General features: G+C 71.6%; 17 protein-coding genes. 11 read left to right on the forward strand and 6 right to left on the reverse strand.

The annotated features are described in order from the left end of the window. The first annotated feature begins 20 nt into the window (after positions 1-20). From IF45_RS0118990 to IF45_RS0119030, 9 genes are all read left to right on the forward strand, one after another. The gene (locus tag IF45_RS0118990; protein WP_030308524.1) at positions 21-947 is read left to right on the forward strand and encodes a hypothetical protein; all 927 of its coding nucleotides are present in this window, start codon (positions 21-23) and stop codon (positions 945-947) included. Between the two features lie 115 nt (positions 948-1,062). After that, positions 1,063-2,508 carry a membrane protein gene (locus IF45_RS0118995; RefSeq protein ID WP_030308526.1) on the forward strand — a complete coding sequence of 482 codons (1,446 nt, stop codon included), beginning with the start codon at positions 1,063-1,065 and terminating at the stop codon, positions 2,506-2,508. After that, positions 2,505-3,116: a hypothetical protein gene (locus IF45_RS0119000; protein ID WP_030308528.1), complete on the forward strand. Its 612-nt coding sequence runs from the start codon at positions 2,505-2,507 to the stop codon at positions 3,114-3,116. Before IF45_RS0118995 ends, IF45_RS0119000 begins: the two co-directional genes overlap by 4 nt. A 126-nt stretch (positions 3,117-3,242) precedes the next feature. Beyond that, the gene (locus tag IF45_RS0119005) at positions 3,243-4,661 is read left to right on the forward strand and encodes a hypothetical protein (protein WP_030308530.1); all 1,419 of its coding nucleotides are present in this window, start codon (positions 3,243-3,245) and stop codon (positions 4,659-4,661) included. Positions 4,662-4,789: 128 nt separating this feature from the next. Next, positions 4,790-5,449 (forward strand): hypothetical protein, encoded by a 660-nt coding sequence (locus tag IF45_RS0119010; RefSeq protein WP_018895871.1) that lies wholly within the window; start codon positions 4,790-4,792, stop codon positions 5,447-5,449. Positions 5,450-5,465: 16 nt separating this feature from the next. Next, positions 5,466-6,155, forward strand: a complete 690-nt coding sequence (locus IF45_RS0119015; protein ID WP_030308533.1) for a hypothetical protein — start codon at positions 5,466-5,468, stop codon at positions 6,153-6,155. 60 nt (positions 6,156-6,215) lie between these two features. After that, entirely contained in the window at positions 6,216-7,628 is a 1,413-nt protein-coding gene (locus IF45_RS0119020; RefSeq protein ID WP_030308535.1) for a hypothetical protein, read from the forward strand. Between the two features lie 158 nt (positions 7,629-7,786). Next, a complete protein-coding gene (locus IF45_RS0119025; RefSeq protein ID WP_008415836.1) occupies positions 7,787-9,202 on the forward strand; it encodes a hypothetical protein in 1,416 nt (471 codons plus the stop codon). Between the two features lie 29 nt (positions 9,203-9,231). Continuing rightward, positions 9,232-9,954, forward strand: a complete 723-nt coding sequence (locus IF45_RS0119030; RefSeq protein ID WP_030308537.1) for a hypothetical protein — start codon at positions 9,232-9,234, stop codon at positions 9,952-9,954. Positions 9,955-10,006: 52 nt separating this feature from the next. Here IF45_RS0119030 and IF45_RS33385 read toward each other — a convergent pair whose 3' ends face one another. From IF45_RS33385 to IF45_RS0119050, 4 genes are all read right to left on the reverse strand, one after another. Then, complete coding sequence (locus IF45_RS33385; RefSeq protein WP_165395710.1) at positions 10,007-10,162, reverse strand: hypothetical protein; 156 nt, start codon at positions 10,160-10,162, stop codon at positions 10,007-10,009. Positions 10,163-10,383: 221 nt separating this feature from the next. Next, on the reverse strand, positions 10,384-11,025 hold the full coding sequence (locus IF45_RS0119040) for a hypothetical protein (protein ID WP_030308539.1): 642 nt from the start codon (positions 11,023-11,025) through the stop codon (positions 10,384-10,386). A 43-nt stretch (positions 11,026-11,068) separates the two neighbouring features. After that, a complete protein-coding gene (locus IF45_RS0119045; RefSeq protein ID WP_030308541.1) occupies positions 11,069-11,923 on the reverse strand; it encodes a hypothetical protein in 855 nt (284 codons plus the stop codon). A 38-nt stretch (positions 11,924-11,961) separates the two neighbouring features. Beyond that, positions 11,962-12,225, reverse strand: a complete 264-nt coding sequence (locus IF45_RS0119050) for a WXG100 family type VII secretion target (RefSeq protein ID WP_008415822.1) — start codon at positions 12,223-12,225, stop codon at positions 11,962-11,964. A gap of 206 nt (positions 12,226-12,431) precedes the next feature. Here IF45_RS0119050 and IF45_RS0119055 point away from each other — a divergent pair, with 206 nt between their 5' ends. Beyond that, positions 12,432-12,692, forward strand: coding sequence for a WXG100 family type VII secretion target (locus IF45_RS0119055; RefSeq protein WP_003948777.1), 261 nt, complete (start codon positions 12,432-12,434; stop codon positions 12,690-12,692). An 84-nt stretch (positions 12,693-12,776) separates the two neighbouring features. Here the strand turns inward: IF45_RS0119055 and IF45_RS0119060 are convergent, their stop codons facing one another. Both IF45_RS0119060 and IF45_RS0119065 read right to left on the reverse strand, forming a co-directional pair. Further along, the gene (locus IF45_RS0119060) at positions 12,777-17,222 is read right to left on the reverse strand and encodes a type VII secretion EssC family protein (protein ID WP_030308542.1); all 4,446 of its coding nucleotides are present in this window, start codon (positions 17,220-17,222) and stop codon (positions 12,777-12,779) included. Positions 17,223-17,341: 119 nt separating this feature from the next. Then, a complete protein-coding gene (locus tag IF45_RS0119065; RefSeq protein ID WP_010639020.1) occupies positions 17,342-18,247 on the reverse strand; it encodes a menaquinone biosynthetic enzyme MqnA/MqnD family protein in 906 nt (301 codons plus the stop codon). Positions 18,248-18,570: 323 nt separating this feature from the next. Here IF45_RS0119065 and IF45_RS0119070 point away from each other — a divergent pair, with 323 nt between their 5' ends. Then, on the forward strand, positions 18,571-18,774 hold the full coding sequence (locus IF45_RS0119070) for a cold-shock protein (protein ID WP_003948780.1): 204 nt from the start codon (positions 18,571-18,573) through the stop codon (positions 18,772-18,774). Positions 18,775-18,873 lie beyond the last annotated feature (99 nt).

Genomic DNA, 18,873 nt, shown 5'->3' on the forward strand with positions numbered 1-18,873 from the left:
AAGTGGGTACGCTGCCCGCCATGTCCGACAGCCGCGACACGTCCCCGACCGCCCCGCCACTGCTTCCGGTGGGCGGCGCCGAGCTGCGCCGTGACCCCGCCCTGCACGAGGCCGTACGCCGCGTGGGGCAGCGGGTGGGCGTGGACTTCACGGACGACGAGAAGGTGCGGGAAGAACTGCGGCGGGGACGTGACGCCCTGGCCGGCGGCTCGGCCACGACCGGCCCCGGCTGCCTCGCCTTCCTGCTCCTGATCGTGGCGGCGGGGCTGGCGGTCGCCGACCAGATCTCGCCCCCACTCACGGCCCACCGCCCGGCCCTCCTCGCCGGCGCGGGCGTCTGTGCCGTTCTGGCGGTCGCCGCCATGGGGTGGGCCGTGGCGCGGTGGCAGCGGGCCCGCCGGGACCCGGTCCTCGCCGCCTACCGCGAGGTTCTCGCCCTCGCTCAGGCGCACGGCCTGGCCTTGACCCACGTACCGGACTGGCTGGTGGGGAAGGCCGGCGGATCGAGTCAACCCTGGTACCCGCTGCCAGAGGTCGCGCCGCCCGGAGCGGCCACGGGCACGACCCCGCCACCGCCGCCGTCCGCTCCCCGCGACGCGGGCGACGTCCGGCCCCCGCACAAGCCGGCCGAGGTCACCGCCTGGGAGCGGACGGCCGGTCAGGGCGGCTGGCACGACGAGTTGGGAGGGCTGCTGGCATTGGCCGGAGCCGGCGCGGCCGTCTGGGCCTACGTCGAGGACCAGCCGGTCGGATACGCCGGCCTGGTCCTGGGCCTGGCCTCGGCGATCGCCGTCTGGGTGCTGGGCCACCGGCAGGGCGTCCGCAAGGAGCGCGGCCGGGAGGCGGCCCTGCGCCACCTGGCGGACCTCCGAGCGGCCCAGGCGGCCGTACCCGAACTCTCCCCGCAGCTCCGGAGGCTGCTGGAGGAGGACGGGACCGGCGGCTGACGGGCGGCGACCGCCGTCCGGGCAGGTTCAGCCGGAACCGCCCGTGGACGGTACGGGCAGGCTCTCGTACGGTGGGCGCCAGCCCCCTCCGCCCACGGCAGTGAGTTCCCCAGCGATGTCCACCACCGACGCGGTACGCCCCCACGACCGGCCTCGCACGGCGCCGGAGCCGGCGCTCCGCCCCGCGGCCGAACCGGGGTCCGGGGTCGAGATCAGCATCTGGTCACGCCTGTTCTTCGACGGCAAGGCGCTCGTCCTGCGCTCGCGCGGGTTCTTCGGCGAGCGCCGCGAGAGGCGGTACCCGCTGTCGGGCCCGCAGGGCATCAGCCGGGCGGTGCTGGTCTTCCCGGACGCCGAGACGGCCGCCCGTGAACGTGGCGCCGGTGAGGTGTGGCTCCTGGACGCGTCGGGGCGCCCGGTGGCCCGGCTCCTGCCGTACCAGTGGATTCCGGCGGGCGCGCCCTGGCTGAACTTCGAGGAGGCGGTGCGGCGCAGTGGGATCGCCGCCCTGTTCAAGGCGTGCGGCATCCCGGTCGAACGGACCACCCAGGACCGGGCCGACGCGCCACGCGTGCCCTGGTGGCAGGAGCTGACCCTCCTCCTCAGCCCGGGGCCGGCCCTTCCCCTGTGGTACCAGGCACTGCGCATCGCGCTGGGCGGCGTGTGGTTCCTCGCGTTCACGGTGCTGTTCTTCTCCGAGGCGAGCCTGCCCTCGCTGATGCTGCTGGCGGCGGTGACCGCGTTCCTCGCCCCCGTGGCGCGGCTGACGGTGCGACGCGTCACCGCCCTGCGCAACCGTTCGGCCGCCCGTCTCGATCCGGCCCCGCTTGTGGAAATCTCCCCCTACCCCGGGCCGCCCGAAGAGGACGGCACTGTGGCCACCAGGCGTTTCGTCACCCGGGCCGTCCTGCGGGTCTTCCCCGGCGAGCTATCGGTGGTCGACCCGTACGGTGCCGACGTACGCCGTGCCCTCTCCGGCCCTGCGGGAGTCGTCGCGGTGGTCAGGCTGACGGGCCCCGACGGCGAACCCGTCGGGGTGGAACTGCGCTACGCATCGGGGGTCCGGGCGCCGATCGGCGCGTGGGCCGACTGGTTCGCGGGGCCGGGCGGAGAGGCGGCATGGGGCCGGTTCCGTCGTGCGGTGCCGCTGCCCTGCGAGGAGCGGAAGGTGAGCGCGGTGGCGCTGACCCCGAGTCTCACCAGGGGCCCCGGCGCCGCCTTTCCCGGGCCCAGGGCGAAGGAGGCACGGCAGGACGCGCTCTTCACCCGCAGCATCGGGACACTCAACTCCACGGTGTTCATGATGTTCTCCTCCAGCTTCTCCTTCTGGTGGGCGCCGGTCGTCCGCATCGAGTCCCCGGCCGCCGCCCGGACCTCCGCCCTGCTCGGCCTGGCCGGCCTCCTCCTCCAGTTCGCTCCCTGGTGCTGGCACCACCTGCGGAGCCGCTCGCACTTCGAACGCCCGGTCTCCGGGGAGGACCGTTCCCTCCGCCCCCGCAGCCGCCCGCGCCCGGCACGCTCGTGCACCTCCCCCACCACCCGGAAGGCCCGTACGAGATGACCGAGGAACGCGCCCGCAGACGCGCCCGCCTGGCCTCCGGCGAACGCGGCGTCCTGGTCGAACCCGCCGCCGACGCCCTCACCCTGTACGCCGTCTTCACCGGTGTCCCCTTCGCCGTCGCCGCCTACTGCCTGACCGTGCAGCGCGCCGAACTCGGCGCCGTCGGCCTCACCTTCCTCCTCATCGGCTTCGCCGCCGGCATCCCCCTCGCCCTGCGCGTCGCCGAACGCCGCCGCGCCGCCGCCCTGATCACCGAGATCCGCGCCGCCCACCCCCTCGGCCCCGACTGCCACCCGGTCCGCACGGGCCTCAACGAACCGGGCCGCGCCCCCGGCCACCTCTGGGACACCACCCCGCCCCGCGACGCCGTGGTCTCCGTCCAGGACGACACCCTCCAACTCCGCTCCGAGAGCGGCGAATCGCTCGACATCCCCTTCGCCGACATCCTCGGCGTCCTCCTCCTCCCCGCCGGCCGAGGACGCGCCGCAGCCGACCTCCACCTCCACTCCGGCGAGGCGATAGAACTCCGGACGACCCGCATCCGCCCCCTGGGGGTGACCTTGTCTGAGGCGGGGGTGCGGGTGTTGTTCGAGGATGTCCACGTGTGAGGAGCGGAACAGCGCCCTCCGCCCCCATGGCCGGATACCGCACCCGGCCGCCGAGCACCGTTCCTCCGTTGCCTAACGTTTCGTCCGGGCGTGACACCAGGCAGCGGGATGAACGGAGCAGGCGGCGTGAGGACGGTCAATCCGCAGGATCTCGAACAGCTCGCCAAGCTGCTCGACGGACGCGGCGGACTCCAGGACAAGCTCGACGAGGCGTTCACCCGGGCCTCCAGCCTGGGCGTCACCAGCAAGCTGACCACCCTGCACCCACTCCGGTCCTGGGCCACCGACACCGCACCTGACCTGCGCAAACGCGCCACTTTCGCCCGCCTGGAGGACGGCGACCCGGAGGCCGGACTGCGCTGGGCCGGATTCACCGACAAGGAACTGGCCCGACTCCGGAAGGGGGAAGGACTCACCCCCGACGAGATCCTTCTCGCCAACTCCGTTGCCGCCAGCGAGGACCCCGACGCGTTCCAGTTCCAGCGCGAACCGAACGAATCCCTCAACAAATGGCTCGACCGCCTGAAGGTCCACGCCATCGCGCAGCTGCCCGGCCTCGCGCCCCACGAGGCGACTGTCGGCACGCTGTACGACGCGGCCAGCAACGCCCACGCGATCATGAGCGCCGGGACCAGAGTGGTGATGCAGGGGTCTTCCCTGACCACGGTGCTGGTGGGGAACTCGCTCAAGAATGGCCGGGGGGCTGTCTGGAAGAACCGCGTGGCCGGCGCCCTCCAGCGAAGCCGCTTCCCCTTCATCCGGCAACGGGGCGTCTCCCTGGCCCGCTGGAGCCCTCCGATCCGCTCCTTGTCAGCGCCGGGCACATGGCTGCCGGGGCGACTGGGCGCCATGTTCCAGGGCAACCGCCTCTATCAGACCTTGACCCGTGTGCCGTTCACCGCCGGCTGGCGCGCCGACTTGCTGGGACGGGGTTACGACCACCTGCGCTCCGCCCCGGCCGTGCGATCCATCGGCGTCAACAGAACGATCAGCCGCCTTGTGGGCAACGACAAGTTCGCCGCCCGGTTCGGCGGACTCACGCACTCCGGCCAGGAGGTCAAACGAGCCGCCAACGCCAATCTCGCCAGGGTCGGCCAGAGGCTGTTCAACTTCCGCGGCGGCATGGCCAACCCTGGCAAGTCGCTGCGCTTCGCCGTGGCCGGAACAGTGAAGACGGCTGGCTTCTTTCGTACGACGAACGTCGTCGGCAACGCACTCTCCACCGGCGTCAGCGTCGCCAACGTCGTTTCGCACGGCAATCCGGTCAACGCCTTCAAGGAGAAGGGGGCCGAGTACGTCGCCGACGTCGCCGAGGTGGGCTTCAACGCCTCCCTCACCGCCGCAACGGTCGCACCGAACCCCGTCACCATCGGCCTTGTCGTCGGAACCGGCCTCATCTACGGCGGGGCGAAAGTCGTGGAGAACTGGGACGACATCAAGAAGGGTGCGGGCAAGGCGGTGGACTGGGCGAAGGACACCGGCGGCAAAGTCTTGGACGGGGCCAAGGATTTGGCAAAGAAGGCCGATCCGAGAAACTGGTTCTGACAGGCGGCATCGTACGAACCACAGGGCGTCCCCGGCGCTCCGAACAGGAGGCACACATGGCATTCGGGCGAGGAAGAAGCGAGCGCGCGCAAAGCGAGGCACCGCCTCCGCCACCGGCGCCCGCGCAGGTGGACTGGCACGACGTCCGTACCTTCGTCCTCGGCATGGTCTGGCGCCCCCACACCCCCGAGCAGCCCGGCAACAAGTTCGGCGACCGCGCCATCCGCGTCCCCATGGGAACGGAAGAGCATCCTGTCAACGTGCCTTGCGCGTATGCCGGTTCGGACGAGCAGACCGCCTCCCGCGTCCCCGGCGCCGCCTTCACCCTGTACGAGGACCCGGCCCACGAACGCCTCCTCTGTTCGGTCATGGGGCCGGTCGAGGAGGGCCGCACCCTCAGCTACGAGGTTCGCGACGCCACCGGCGCCCCCATCGGAACCCTGCGCCGCGTCGCGGGTGGCCGCTTCACCCGTCACACCTGGCGCATCGACCAGCAAGGCCACCCCCAGATCACCGGCGCGGGGGAGATCACGAGCGCTCCCACAAAGACGGAGAAGGCGTTCGTGACCGCCGCTCGCATGGTCGCCGCCGCCATCCCGGAGGCCGACGGCGTCAAGACCAAGAAGCCCCGCACTCTCTACTGGATGATCGGTGACCAGGAAGTCATGCTCTCCGAAGCCAGCAAGAAGATGACCATCACCGCCGACTGGCTGGACCGCCGCCTCGCCTTCGCCTTCCCCCTCATCGGCGACGACGACAAGCCCCGCCACGGCGCAGCCACCAGCTGACAGTCCGAAAGCCCCCATGTCCCTCCTCCGCCGCGAGAAGCGCCCCCCGGTCGAACCCGCCGACTGGCGCGATGTCACCACCTTCACCATCGGGTCCACGGAACGCCCGCCCACCAAGGGCTACCGCCGCCCCGTCGACGGCCCCACGGCCATCCGCGTCACCGACGAGGACGCCTACGGCCCCATACTCCGCCCCTGCGCCTACCTCGGCTTCCCCCAGGACAACACCGGCGGACCCGACATCGCCCACACCCTCTTCACCGACCCCCTCCACGCCCACCTGCTCTGCTCGGTCTCCCACCGCCACGAGAAGGACGGCATCGGCCACCACGTAGTCCGCACCGCCGAAGGCACCCGCATCGGCGTCATCCAGCGCCTCCCCCGCAAGGGCCTGCGCCGGCACACGTGGCGCATCGAGCAGCCTGGGCGGCCAGTCGTCGTGGGCCGCAGTCGCTGGGCTACCTACAGTCCGCGCCAGTTCGCCGGCGAAGCCGGAATCAGTCTCGCGAACGTGGCACTCGACAGCGTGCTGCCCGGCGAGGGGAAAGACACTGCGGCGCCCCGGCGCCTCACCTGGACCGCTGACGACGAACTGGTCATGGAGACCCAAGACCGCCATCCGACTCACCTTCACGCCGACTGGCTCGACCGGCGCCTGGCTTTCGCGTTCGCGCTGATCGGAGACAAGGACCCGATCGCCCTCTGAGCGGTAGCGAACGCTCACGCGAGCGCCCTTGGCCGCACAGTCTCAGAACGGAGGAATCGAGTGCGGACGGTAAATCCCCAAGATCTGGAACAGCTCGCCAAACTCCTCGACGGACGCGGCGGGCTTCAAGAGAGACTCGACGAGGCATTCACACGAGCCTCCAATCTAGGCGTTTCCGGCCAACTGGCCACCCTGCGTCCCTTGCGATCTTGGGTCTCCGACACAGCGCCGGACCTCCGCAACCGTGCGATCACCGCTCGTCTGGAAGATGGCGATCCGGAGGCCGGCTTGCGTTGGGCGGGCTTCAGCGACCGCGAGCTGAAGGCGTACGGCGGGGCAGCACTGAGGGCCGAGACCATCGTGCTGGCCAACTCCGTTGCTGCGAGCGGTGATCCGGGTGCGGAAGCGTTCCGTAGGCGGGACCGGGAGAGTATCGACGACTGGCTCAACCGATTGGCCGGCCATGCTCTCGCCGACCTCACGGGGCTGGAGGCCCACGAGGCCACAGTCACCAAGTTCGTGGAGCTGGCTCGCGACGGAGCCTCGGTGCTCAGCGTAGGAGGCAGGACCTTGCTGATCGGCTCCAGTCTGGCCGTCGCGCAGGGGACCAACGCCTTCGGGAGCCACCTCTCTCGCATTGCCGACGGTCTCAAGGCGAGAGATTCTCCTCTCGCGAAGCAGATAGGAAGGGTGGTAGGGCGGATCAAGGTAAGTCCTCGCGCCCTGTCGGCACCCGGTAGCTGGCTCCCCTCTCGTCTTGGGGCCCTCTTCCAGGGCAACACCCTCTACCGCAACCTCAGTGCGGTACCCGTACTCAGCAGGATGAACGATCTCGCTCTGGGGCACGGGTATGACGGGGCCAGACAGGTCGTCGGCAGGCTCAGTCCTCGGACCAACAGATGGCTGACAGCTGTCCTCGGTGACGACACACTGACGAGAAGCCTGAATCTGACCAACCGTTCCGGGGCCGAGATCACGCGCGGCGCCCAGGCAGGGCTCAGGAAAGCAGGCTTCGCCCTCTACCGGGAAGCCCGCAGGAACTCCGGCCGCTTCGCCTCCACGAAGGCGGCCCTGGCTGGTACAGCCAAGGTCACCGGATTCCTCCGAGCCGGCAACATCCTGTTGAGCGCCGGGCAGACCGTGTACGGCCTCAACAACCTGCGGCTCCAGGGCAACCCGGTCGATGCGTTCCAACGCAAGGGCGCCGGATACGTGGCCGACGTCGCCGAGGTGGGCTTCAACGCCTCCATGACCGCCGCCACCATCGCTCCGAACCCGATCACTTTCGGCGCGGTGGCCGTCACCGGCACTGTGTACGTCACGGCCAAGGTGGTCGAGCACTGGGACGACGTGAAGGGCGGCGCCCAGAAGGCAGGGCGTTGGCTGGGCGCCAAGGCCGGGGCGGCCGGGAGAGACATGGTGGAGGGAGCGAAGAACCTGGCCAAGAAGGCCAATCCGGCCAACTGGTTCTGACTGTTCCCTATGCCGGCGAATCCCCCCAACCGCTCTCACCCCCCGCCACCGCCCCTACTACACACCTGTCGTCGCCCAGTACCGTGTTCGTACTGAGCTTCGTGGCGAGCGGCGGCGTACCGGCTCGCACGGATGAGGCAGCGAACGGGGGATACAGCGTGAGGACGGTCAATCCGCAGGATCTGGAGCAGCTCGCGAAGCTGCTGGACGGGCGTGGGGGGCTTTCGGACAAGTTGGACGAGGCGTTCACCCGGGCCTCGAACCTGGGGGTCACCGGCAAGCTGACCACCCTGCGCCCGCTGCGCTCCTGGGTCTCCGACACCGCGCCCGATCTGCGGAAACGCGCCACTTTCGCGCGGTTGGAGGACGGTGATCCCGAAGCGGGGCTGCGGTGGGCGGGGTTCACCGACAAGGACCTGGCGAAGTACAAGGGCGAGGGGCTCACCCCTGACGCCCTGCTGCTCGCCAACTCGGTGGCCGCGAGCGACGACCCGAACGCGGAATCGTTCAAGCGCCAGGAGAACGAGTCCCTGAAGGACTGGGTGACCCGCCTCCAGGCCAACGCCCTCTCCAGGATTCCGGGGCTCGGTCCGCACGAGCAGACCATCGAGCGCATGATCAAGGCGGTGGGCGACTACGGCTCCATCGTCGCGGCCGGCACCGTCTTCACCGTGCAGGGCGCCTCCCTGACCAAGGTGCTGGTCGGCAACTCCCTGAAGCAGGGCGCCCTGCGTACGTGGAAGACGCGGCTGGGCGTCACCATGCGTGCCAGCAACCTCGGCTGGGTCCGGTCCGCCGGCAACTGGCTGGTCGGGGTGCGCCCGCCGATCCGCTCCCTGTCGGCGCCGGGCGCCTGGCTGCCGGGGCGGCTGGGCGCGCTGTTCCAGCAGAGTTCCCTGTACCAGAACCTCAGCCGCGTCCCGCTGACCAGCGGTGTGCGTGCGACGTGGCTGGGCACGGGCTACGACGCCCTGCGCCGCTCGTCCCTGGCGCGGAACCTGCGCGTGAACCCCGCCATCAACTTCCTGGTCGGCCACGACGGCCTCGCCGCACGGTACGGCGGCGTGACCCACTCCGGGCAGGCCGTGACACGCTCCGCGCAGGCCAGCCTCACCACCGTCGGCCGGAACCTCTTCACCGCCCGGGGCGGCATGGCCAACCCCGGCTCCTCGCTCCGGTTCGCGGCGGCCGGTACCGCGAAGGCGGCGGGGTTCCTGCGCGGCGCGGGCGTCGTCGGTGGCGTGGTCTCCACCGGCGTCAGCGCGGCCAACGTCATCTCGCAGGGCAACCCGGTCGACGCCTTCAAGCGCAACGGCGCCGGGTACGTCGCCGATGTCGCCGAGGTCGGCTTCAACGCCTCCCTCACCGCCGCCATGGTCGCCCCCAACCCGATCACCATCGGCGCCGCCGTGGTCACGGGCGCCATCTACGGCGGCGCCAAGATCGTCGAGAACTGGGACGACATCAAAAAGGGTGCGGGCAAGGCCGTCGACTGGGCCAAGGACAAGGGCGGCAAACTCGTCGACGGGGCCAAGGACCTGGCCAAGAAGGCCGACCCGAGAAACTGGTTCTGACCCGTTCCGGTACGCACGGAGGACGACGCATGACACGTGGTGGCACGAACAGCCCGAACCCGGACCCCCCGGTGGAGCAGGTCGGCTGGGCCGACGCCGACCGGTTCGTGGTGGGCTGGGTGGAGCGGCCGCGCGGCAACAGGCGCCCGCAGGCCGTCCTGGGCGCGCACGCCGTCCGCGTACTCCGCGGTCCCCTCGCCCAGCGCGTCCACGCCCCCTGCGCGTACGTGGGCGAGAGCGAGGACGCCCGACGGGCCGCCCCCGGCGCCGCCTTCGCCCTCTTCGAGGACCCGGGCCTCCAGCACCTCCTGTGCACGGTCATGGCCCCGGACACCGACGGCCGCGACCTGCTGTACGCGGTCCGGGACGCGTCCGGCGAACTGGTCGGCACGGTACGCCGGGTGGCCGGCGGCCCGCTCAGCCCGCACACCTGGCGGATCGACCAGCCCGGCCACCCCGAGGTCACCGGCACCGGCAAGCTCGGCAGCCTGAAGAGCCCGGGCAAGAAGCTGGGCGCCTCGACGGGCCTCGCCGTCGACCTGGTCACCCGCGCCCTCACCGCCCAGGACGGCGCCAAGAAGCAGAAGAAGCCCCGCACGCTGCACTGGTACGCGGGCGAGGAGAAGGTGATGGAGTCCGAGGGCAGTGACACGGTCTCCGTCCGCACCGACTGGCTCGACCGCCGCCTCGCCTTCGCCTTCGCCCTGATCGGGGACGGACCGAAGCCCGCGAAGGGGGCCGCGGGAAGCTGAGCCGTGGCGCCCGGCCCCGGCACCGGTGCTGCCGGGGCCGGGTGCGCCCGGTCTACTCCGCCATGATCCGCGCCCGTGCCCGCAACAGCCGCCGTCGGCGCACCATCACGAACCAGGGCAGCACCACGAAGGGGAACCCGCACACCGCCACCACCAGCAGGGGCGTCGTCACGAGCGGCGGGTCCGCCACCCACCTGGAGGTGAGCACGCGGCTGGGGTCCTGGGGAGCGAAGGTCACCCACCGCGGCCAGCCCGAAGGCGGAGATCCCGATGATCTGCCGGCGTCGCGGCACGGCGGGCACGGTGGCCAGAGCCTTCCGCCGGGCCCACTCCCGCTCCAAGGCCAAGGTGCGCGCGGACTTCGGCGGCGGCGTCCAGTCAGCCCGCGCTTCGCTTCCGCTTTCCCTTCTGCGTCACAAGGCGCGCCCCTCAGCCGAACTTCCGCGCCCGTCCCCACAGGAACATCAGCTCCATCGCCACGAACAGCCCGCCGGTGACCGCCCATGTCGTGGTGGAGGCCGACTCCACGTCGTCCGCCATCCGGGGGAACTGCCAGCCGGTCGGGTCGACCACGACGACGGCCGGGTCGCCGGCCTTGATGTCGTCGGTGCAGGCCGACAGGCCGCCGGTCTCGACCCGGCCGATCTCGCCGGTGTCGCGGTCCTCCCAGACCAGCTTGCAGGTGCGCGCCCGGTCGTACCGGGGGCTCATCTCGCCGAAGCCGGCGACGACGGCAGGGGTGCGCACGCCCTGCCGGTCCAGGAACGTTTCCGCCATCGCCGGTCCCACGAAGAGCATGAAGGCGAGGCCGAAGATGGCGACGAAGGTGCCGGGGCCCGCTCCCGCGTAGGCCCAGGCGACGAGGAGGGCCACCATGGCCACGATGACGCCGAGCAGGAGCAGCAGCGTGCTGTCGCTCTGCGCCAGCCACCCCGACCCCAGCAGCACCGGAGGCAGGAGGAGTGCCACCACCAGCGTCGCCCGCCACGGCCTGCGCGGTTTCCCCGGCTTCTGCGGGGTGGCCTGGTACGCGACGTCGGGGCCCAGGAAGTCGGGCTGGGGGGAACTCATACGTCCTGCCTGCGGTGGTGGGGGGGAGGGGGCGAAGTACGGGTCAGGTGTTCGGCGTACCCGCCATGTCCACGTGCAGGTCCTCCTTGTCCGGGAGGAGGTCGGTGACCTTGTCCCAGATCTCGCCGACGTCCGAGGCGACGAGGACCAGCGGCGAGTCCGGGCCCACGGCGCCCGGCAGGATCGGCTCGGCGGGCTGTTCGCGGATCCAGTAGCCGAGGGGGCCCGCGTCCCAGACGGCGAGGGCGCGGACCATGGCGGTGCGCTCGCCCTCGTGGTCGCCGTCCCAGACGGTGGTGATCCGCCAGTGGGAGTTGAGGGAGGCGACCAGTTCGACGAAGAGCTCCAGGACGTCGCCGGTGAGGCTGCTGTCCGCCTCCTGCACGGCCGCGCGGGTGGCGGCGAGCAGGGCGGCCTCGTCCTCGCTCGGCTCGGCGAGCGCGGTGAAGGCGGCGTCGAGCGTGGCCATGGTCGTCTCCAGGCGGGAGACGGGCCGCTCGGGCGCGGCCACCCGGTCCTTGCGGAGGTTGACCTTGCGGGCCAGCTCCCACACCAGGAAGGTCGGCTCCACCGGGGTGTACTCGGACTCCTCCTCGCCGGGCCAGCCGTCGTGCGAGTAGACCGCTTCCTGGCCGATGACGACGCCGTGGTTGACCGGACCGTGCTCGCCGGTGACCTCCACCTGCACCATCACCATGGGCTCGGCGAGGGCGCTCAGCAGCGGGGCGAGGACCTGCGAGAGTTCACCCTCGGCTCCGACCAGGGCCGCCGCCTGGAGCTCGAGCAGCGAGTCCCACAGCTCGTCGGGCGGGTTCTGGCCGTCGACCAGGTGGGCGAGGACTGCTATGTGGCGGTCTGCGAGGCGCAGGCGCGCCCGCGAGCTGTCGTACGAGGGCACTGGTCTCGGTTCCTCCCGTGAGTCCGCGGCGACGCGGTTCACTTCTTGTCGTCCTTCTTCAGGTCCTTGGCGTCGTTGGTGCACTGCTGGGCCTCGTCCCGCAGGGACTTCGCCACGTTGGTGCACGTGGTGTGCCAGGTCCTGAGCTTGCCCCGGACCGCGTCGGCGTTCGGCCCCGACCAGCTCTTCATCTGGGTGGTGGAGTGCCGCTTGGGCTGATCGACCAGACCGTCTATGTGGTCGGCCAGCGAACGCAGCCGCTGCGCCCGCTGGGTCAGCTCCTCGATCTGCGGATCGGCCATTTCCGTCTCCCCCGTCGCTCGATCCCGTCCAGCATAGCGATCGGCACAGAGGTCGCCAGGGGCAGCCGGGAGCCGCGACGGCGGGGGCGGCGAGACCCCCTCCGCATCTCCACCAACTCCCTTCCGGGGAACTGCTTCCCATGCGATAGCGTCCCCTGATACGAACGGATCGTCCGTTCATCGTTGTCTACACGGGGAGGATCGTCATGGATCGCGGTGCAGATCTCACTCGACTCCGGGAACTTTCCAAAACCTTCAACCGGAAGGCCACCGACCTGCAGGCGCTGATCAAGGCGCTGCAGTCGGCCACCTCCGACAGCACCGGCTACTGGAAGGGCCCCAAGGCGGACCGCTTCCGTGACGACTGGCAGGAAGTGAAGCCCACCTTCGAGAAGTGGGTGACGACCCTCAACGAGGCCGGCAAGTCCGCGCAGACCAGCGCCGACAACATCGAGCGCGCCACCTGATCCCAGGCAGGCAGCCGACGCGAAAGGGGAGCCGCCCCGGCCGGGGCGGCTCCCCTTTCGCGTGCCCGCGGCGGGGCGGGGCGGTCAGGAGACCATGACCGCCTGCACCGGCTGGAAGGTGCCGCCGGAGACCATCAGGCCGCTGCCGGCCGGGCCGCCGCCGCTGTTGGCGGGCAGCCGGATGCCGAACAGCTCCCCCTCCTGCGGGCTCTGCGGGGTGAGCAGCAGACCGTTGCGGGACTTGCGCGCGTCGACCACGAAGCCGCGGTACTGCCCGGCGAGGGTGTCCGAGGTGCCGGCGGCGATGAGGCCGACCCCGCCGTCCGCGCCTTTCTTGACGACGCCTTCGAGCGCCTCGTCCAGCGAGGTGTCGTAGACGAGTTCGGCGTCGTCGACGAGGACCACGTACGGGCGGCCCGCCGCCTTCTCCTCCAGCTCCTCCAGGTCGTCCTCGCGGGACTCGGAGTCGAGGATGCCGAGGACGCCGTCGCGGCCTTCGAGGGTACGCAGCGGGGAGCGCCGGGGCAGGACGAGGATGACCGGCGTGCCCCGGGCCAGCAGGGATTCGGCGGCCGAGCGGAGCGCGGTGGAGCGGCCCGACTTGGGCGGGCCCGCGATGACGTAGCCGGGGCCGTCCTCCTCCAGGTCGATGCCGAGCGGGGCGAGTTCGTCGCCGCCGACCGCGAGCAGCGCCCAGAGCGGTGAGGGCGGGGTGAAGTCGGGCTCCAGCGCCATCGCCTCGGCGGCGCCGATGCGGGCGGGCAGCGCGTCGACCCGCAGCGGGCGCCGGTCGGCGGGCAGCCGGCCGTACCGCTCGCCCGCCGCGTCGGCGAGTTCGCGCAGGGCGCGGACCTGGGCCTGGCCTGCCGGGTCCTCGGTGAGGAGGGCGATCTGGGTCTCGTCCACGCCGGTGTCGGTGACGCGCAGGGCGCGGCCGGGCGGCATGCTCTTGGGGACCTCGCGGGCCTGGAGTCCGGCGGTGGAGTAGTCGTTGGCGTCGGCGAAGCGCAGGACCAGGCGGTCGGCGAAGGAGGAGGCGACGTGGCCGCTGAGGCCGGTGCGGTCGGCGGTCATGACGACCTTGAGGCCGACGGCCGAGCCCTCACGGAAGATGCGCTGGACCATCTCGATGAGCTGCCCGTAGTTGTAGCTCTCGAAGGTGGACATGAACCCCTCCCAGCTGTCGAGGAGGAGCACCATCCACGGCAGCCGGTCCTCGGGGGCGGCCCCGGCGCGCTGCTCGGCGGCGCTGGAGGCGCCCTCCGCGGCGAGGAGTTGCTGGCGGCGGGCGATCTCGACGAGGAGGCGGTTGATGAGCCGCCGGGCGCGGTCGGGCTCGTCGCGGCTGACGACGGCGCCGACGTGCGGCATCCGGATCAGCGGCAGGAGCGCGTTGGAGCCGCAGTCGATGCCGTAGACGTGCACGTCGTGCGGGGAGGTGGAGCGGGCGAGCGAGCCGGCGAGGGTGCGTAGCGCGGTGGAGCGGCCCGAGCGGGCGCCGCCGACGAGCATGGTGTGCTCACCGTGGACCAGGTCGAGGACGAGCGGCCGGCGGCTCTGCTCGGAGGGCCGGTCGACGAGGCCGTACGGGACGGGCTGGACGTCGTCGTGGCCGGCGGGGGGCGGGGGGTAGGCGGCCATGCCGTCGAGGGAGATCTGCTCGGCGAGCGGCGGCAGCCAGGGACTGCGCTGCTCGCTGAAGCCCATCAGTTCGGCCCCGCCGCGGACCGCGTCGACCAGCACCGCCAGGTCGGTGACCATCGTCCCGTCGTCCTCGGCCTCGGCCTTGCGGGGCAGCGGGCGGCTGTACGCCTGCCAGGGCACCGGGGTGTGGGTGGCCTTCGGGCCGGTTCCGCCGACGGCGGGGCGGCGGCCACCGATGCGGGCGGACTGGACGCCGACCAGGGACTGGGCGCCGGAGCGGACGTAGGCGCGGCCCGGGGTGGACTTGGCGATGGCGCCGGAGTCGGGGGCCTCGATGACGTCGAGGGACTCGGAGGCGTCGGTGACGCGCAGGGCGATCCGCAGGTTGGTGTTGGCGCGGATGTCGGCGCTGACCACACCGGCGGGGCGCTGGGTGGCGAGGATCAGGTGGACGCCGAGTGAGCGGCCCCGGCGGGCGATGTCGACGAGGCCGGCGATGAAGTCGGGGAGTTCGGCGACGAGGGAGGCGAACTCGTCGATGACCAGGACGAGCCGGGGCATCGGTTCGAGTTCGGGCCGGAGCTTGCGGGTGTCGTTGTAGTCCTCGATGTCCTTGGTGCCGGTGTTGAAGAGGATCTCCTCGCGGCGGTGGAGCTCGGCGGCGAGCGAGGCGAGGGCGCGTTCGGTGAGGTGGGCGTCGAGGTCGCTGACCATGCCGACGGTGTGCGGCAGCCGGGCGCAGTCCATGAAGGCGCTGCCGCCCTTGTAGTCGATGAGGACGTAGTTGAGGGCGTCCGGGCGGTTGGCGACGGCGAGCGAGGCGATGATCGTCTGGAGGAGTTCGGACTTGCCCGCGCCGGTGGTGCCGGCGACCAGGGCGTGCGGCCCGTCGCGGCGGATGTCGAGGACGAAGGTGCCGTCGGCGGCGATGCCGATGGGGGCGGCGGTGGTGGAGCCGCCGGCCCGCCAGATCCGTTCGATGTCGGCGCCGGCCGGGTCGGGCATCTCCAGGAGGTTGAGGAGGCGGGCGGCGGTGGGCAGGGCGCTGTCGGCGTCGTCGCGGCTGACGTCGCGGACCGGGGCGAGGGAGCGGGCGAGCAGTTCGCACCAGTCGGCGGTGACCTGGTCGCCGAGGACCTCCCCGGCCTCCTCCAGGCCGTGGCCGCGCAGCCGGAAGTGGTGCGAACTGTCGGCGGTCCAGGCGGCGACGGCGCGGCACTCCTCGGGGAGCAGCCGCTCGTCCTCGTCGAGGCAGAGCGCGTAGATGCCGAAGCGGGGTCCCTCGGTGAGGAGTTGGGGGACGCCGGGCATGCGGCGCAGGATGCGGGCGCCGTCCAGGACGACGAGGACGTTGGTGTCCGGGTAGAGGTTGCCCAGCGCGTTGTGGTTGTCGCGGGCGGCCTTGCGGCGGTTCAGCTCGCCGAGGAGTTCGTTGACCCGGCGGGCGACCGTCTCGGAGTCGAAGGCGACCAGCGCCATGCAGTCCTGCCCCTGGGCGGGGGCGGTGTGCGGCAGCCAGTGCAGCCAGGACCAGTCGGCGCCGGACGGGGTGTGCGAGGTGAGGCAGACGACGGAGAGGTCGCGGGGGCTGTGCAGGGCGGCGGCCTGGACGGTGAGCCAGCGGGCGGTCGACAGGGCGCGGGCCCGGTCGCCCGCGACGCCGACGACGCCGAGGTCCTGGAAAGGCAGGGCGACGGGGACGTCGGGGAGTTCGGGCTGGTCGGGCCGGTCCTCCTCGCCCCACATGCCGCCCCGGCCGAGGGCGAGTTCCACGTCGGAGTGGAGGGTGCCGGTGCCGATCCGCAGCAGCATCGCGTCCGGGTCGGTGAGGCGGCGCTCCCAGAGGCGGCGGCGGGGCCCGGTCGCGAAGAGCAGGATCTCGGCGGGGTCGGGCATCTCGGCGCGGCGTTCGCGCTGCTCCTGCTTGCAGGTGGTGGCGAGCAGTTCCTCGTGGGCGGCGAGGTCCTGGCGGTACTGCTTCATCGACGTGCGGTGCTTCTTCTTGCCGTCGCGGTTGTCGCTGATCCACTGGCCGGCCATCATCAGCGGGCTCATCAGGCAGAACAGCAGCATGAAGATCTGCTTGGTGATGAGCCACATGGTGATGCCGAAGAGCATCGGCATGAACGCCATGATGAACTGGAACTTGGCCCGTTCCGCCTTGGTGGGCGGCTGGGGGACGATCAGCCGGGAGCGGCGCCGCAGCGGGTTGAGGCGGGGCGGCCGGTTGTAGGCGAGGCCGCCCTCGCTCATCCGGGAGAGGTGGGCGTCGGGGGCGACGGCCCGGTCGAGGACGAGAAGGGTGTCGCCCACCCGGACGGTGTCCCCGAGCGGCCAGGGGGTCTCCCCGTCGGCCTCCTCGCCGTCGACCAGCACGGTGAGCTCGGTGTCGGGCGCCGGGACGAGGACCGCTTCGCCCTGGACGTCGATCCGGACGCGCAGCGCGGTGGCGGGAAGGGTCGGGTCGGGGACCTGCACGGTGCAGTGGGCGCCAGAGCCGATGTCGGCGGCGCCCGCGCCGAGCCGGACGACCCGTCCGGAGGCGGGCCCGCCGGCCACTCGTATCTCGTACCAGCCGACCGGTTCGCCCCGGCGCAGCAGCGGGCCGACGCTGTCGTCGGTGGAGACGCGCATGCCGTCGCTGAGGACGGCGGAGGCGGGGGCGGCCGGGTCGCAGAGCTGGCCGTCGGCCCAGAGGGAGAGGTGGTGTCCGCCGCCGGCCGCGGGGGCGCGCAGGGCGGTGACGACGCCACCGGCCCCCTTCTGGAAGGGTTCGGCGCCGGTCAGCGCCAGGGCGACGTCGGCGGCGGTGGCCGACTCCTCCGCGTCGACCATGACGTCGTGGGGCTGGGCGCCCTCCCCGACTACGGTCACCAACACACGCATGGCCGTGTTCCTCCCCGTCAGCCCACTGGTCCGTCGAGGCTAACGGAACGCTCCGGCGCCGTACCCGCCCGTACGCGGGCCCGTCCCCTTCGTCCCGCTCCGGGGTGCGCGGGCGGCCCTCACCCCGCCGGCAGCAGCCTGACCGGCACCTCCCCCGCCCCGATCCGCGAGGCGAAGGCCCGCACTCCCCCCAGCTGTTCGGGGCCGAAGCGGAAGTCCAGGGTGGTGAAGTAACGCTCCAGCAGGGGGGCGTCGAAGGCTTCCCAGCGGGCGGCCTGCTCGGCCACCTTGGCGACCTCCTCCAGGGAGAGGTCGCGGGAGGCGAGGAAGGCCTCGTGGACCTGGCGGACGGTCTGCTCCTGCTCGGCGAGGTACTCCTTGCGGGCGGCCCAGACGGCGAAGACGAAGGGCAGGCCCGTCCACTCCTTCCACATCTGGCCGAGGTCGTGGACCTGGAGGCCGAGGCGTGGGGCGTCGTGGAGGCTGGCGCGCAGGGCGGCGTCGCCGATGAGGACGGCGGCGTCGGCCTCCTGCATCATCGAGCCGAGGTCGGGCGGGCAGGTGTAGTAGTCCGGGGTGACGCCGTACCGCTCGGCGAGCAGCAGTTCGGCGAGGCGGACCGAGGTGCGGGAGGTCGAGCCGAGGGCGACCCGGCGGCCGTCGAGCTGTTCCAGCGGGAGCTGGGAGACGATCACGCAGGACATGACGGGCCCGTCGCAGCCGACCGCGATGTCGGGGAGGGCGACCAGGCCGTCGGCGTGCTTGAGGAACTCGACCAGGGTGATCGGGCCGATGTCGAGGTCGCCCCGGACGAGCTGCTCGGAGAGCTTCTCGGGGGTGTCCTTGGTCAGCTCCAGGTCGAGCAGGGTCCCGGTGCGGGCGAGTCCCCAGTAGAGGGGGACGCAGTTGAGGAACTGGATGTGGCCGACCCGGGGCCTGCTGGGCCCGGCGGGCGCGTCGCGGTGCGCTCGCGCGCTGGAGTCGGTCGGGAGGTCGTCGGATGCGTCAGCGCGAGAATTGTCCACCTCGTGAGGCTAGCTCCGCCGCGGACCCCGCTCGCGCCGGGGCCCGCCGAGCGGTGCCGGGCGCGCGACGCCACGAGTACGGCAGGTGTACCGTTGTCAACGCCTGACCTGCGGCAATCAAACATCCGGGTGAAGTGATCTTTCCCTCTACCGGTGCCGAGCTTCTGCGTGCTAGGCTCGCCGCAAGTTGCAGTTTGGTTTCCCTTGCAGTACAGAGCCTGCGGAGCATGTGACCGCAGGCTCTCGTCATTTTCAGACTTTTGCACTTGTTTTCACACTTGCAGGTTCTGGAGCAGGGCAACCCTTTGGCCCAAGGAGGGCTTATGGCTACCGGAACCGTGAAGTGGTTCAACGCCGAAAAGGGCTTTGGATTCATCGCCCAGGAAGGCGGAGGCCCCGACGTCTTCGTCCACTACTCCGCGATCAACGCCAACGGCTTCCGCTCCCTCGAGGAGAACCAGGCCGTGACCTTCGACGTCACGCAGGGCCCGAAGGGCCCGCAGGCGGAGAACGTCACCCCCGCCTGAGCATCCGCTCAGCTGGGAGTGGCCGACTGATCCGGTCCCGATAGCAGTACCCAAGGAGCCCCGCTCCTCCGCCTCGGCGGAGAAGACGGGGCTCCTGCC

This window comes from Streptomyces albidoflavus, assembly GCF_000719955.1.
Classification (GTDB): domain Bacteria; phylum Actinomycetota; class Actinomycetes; order Streptomycetales; family Streptomycetaceae; genus Streptomyces; species Streptomyces albidoflavus.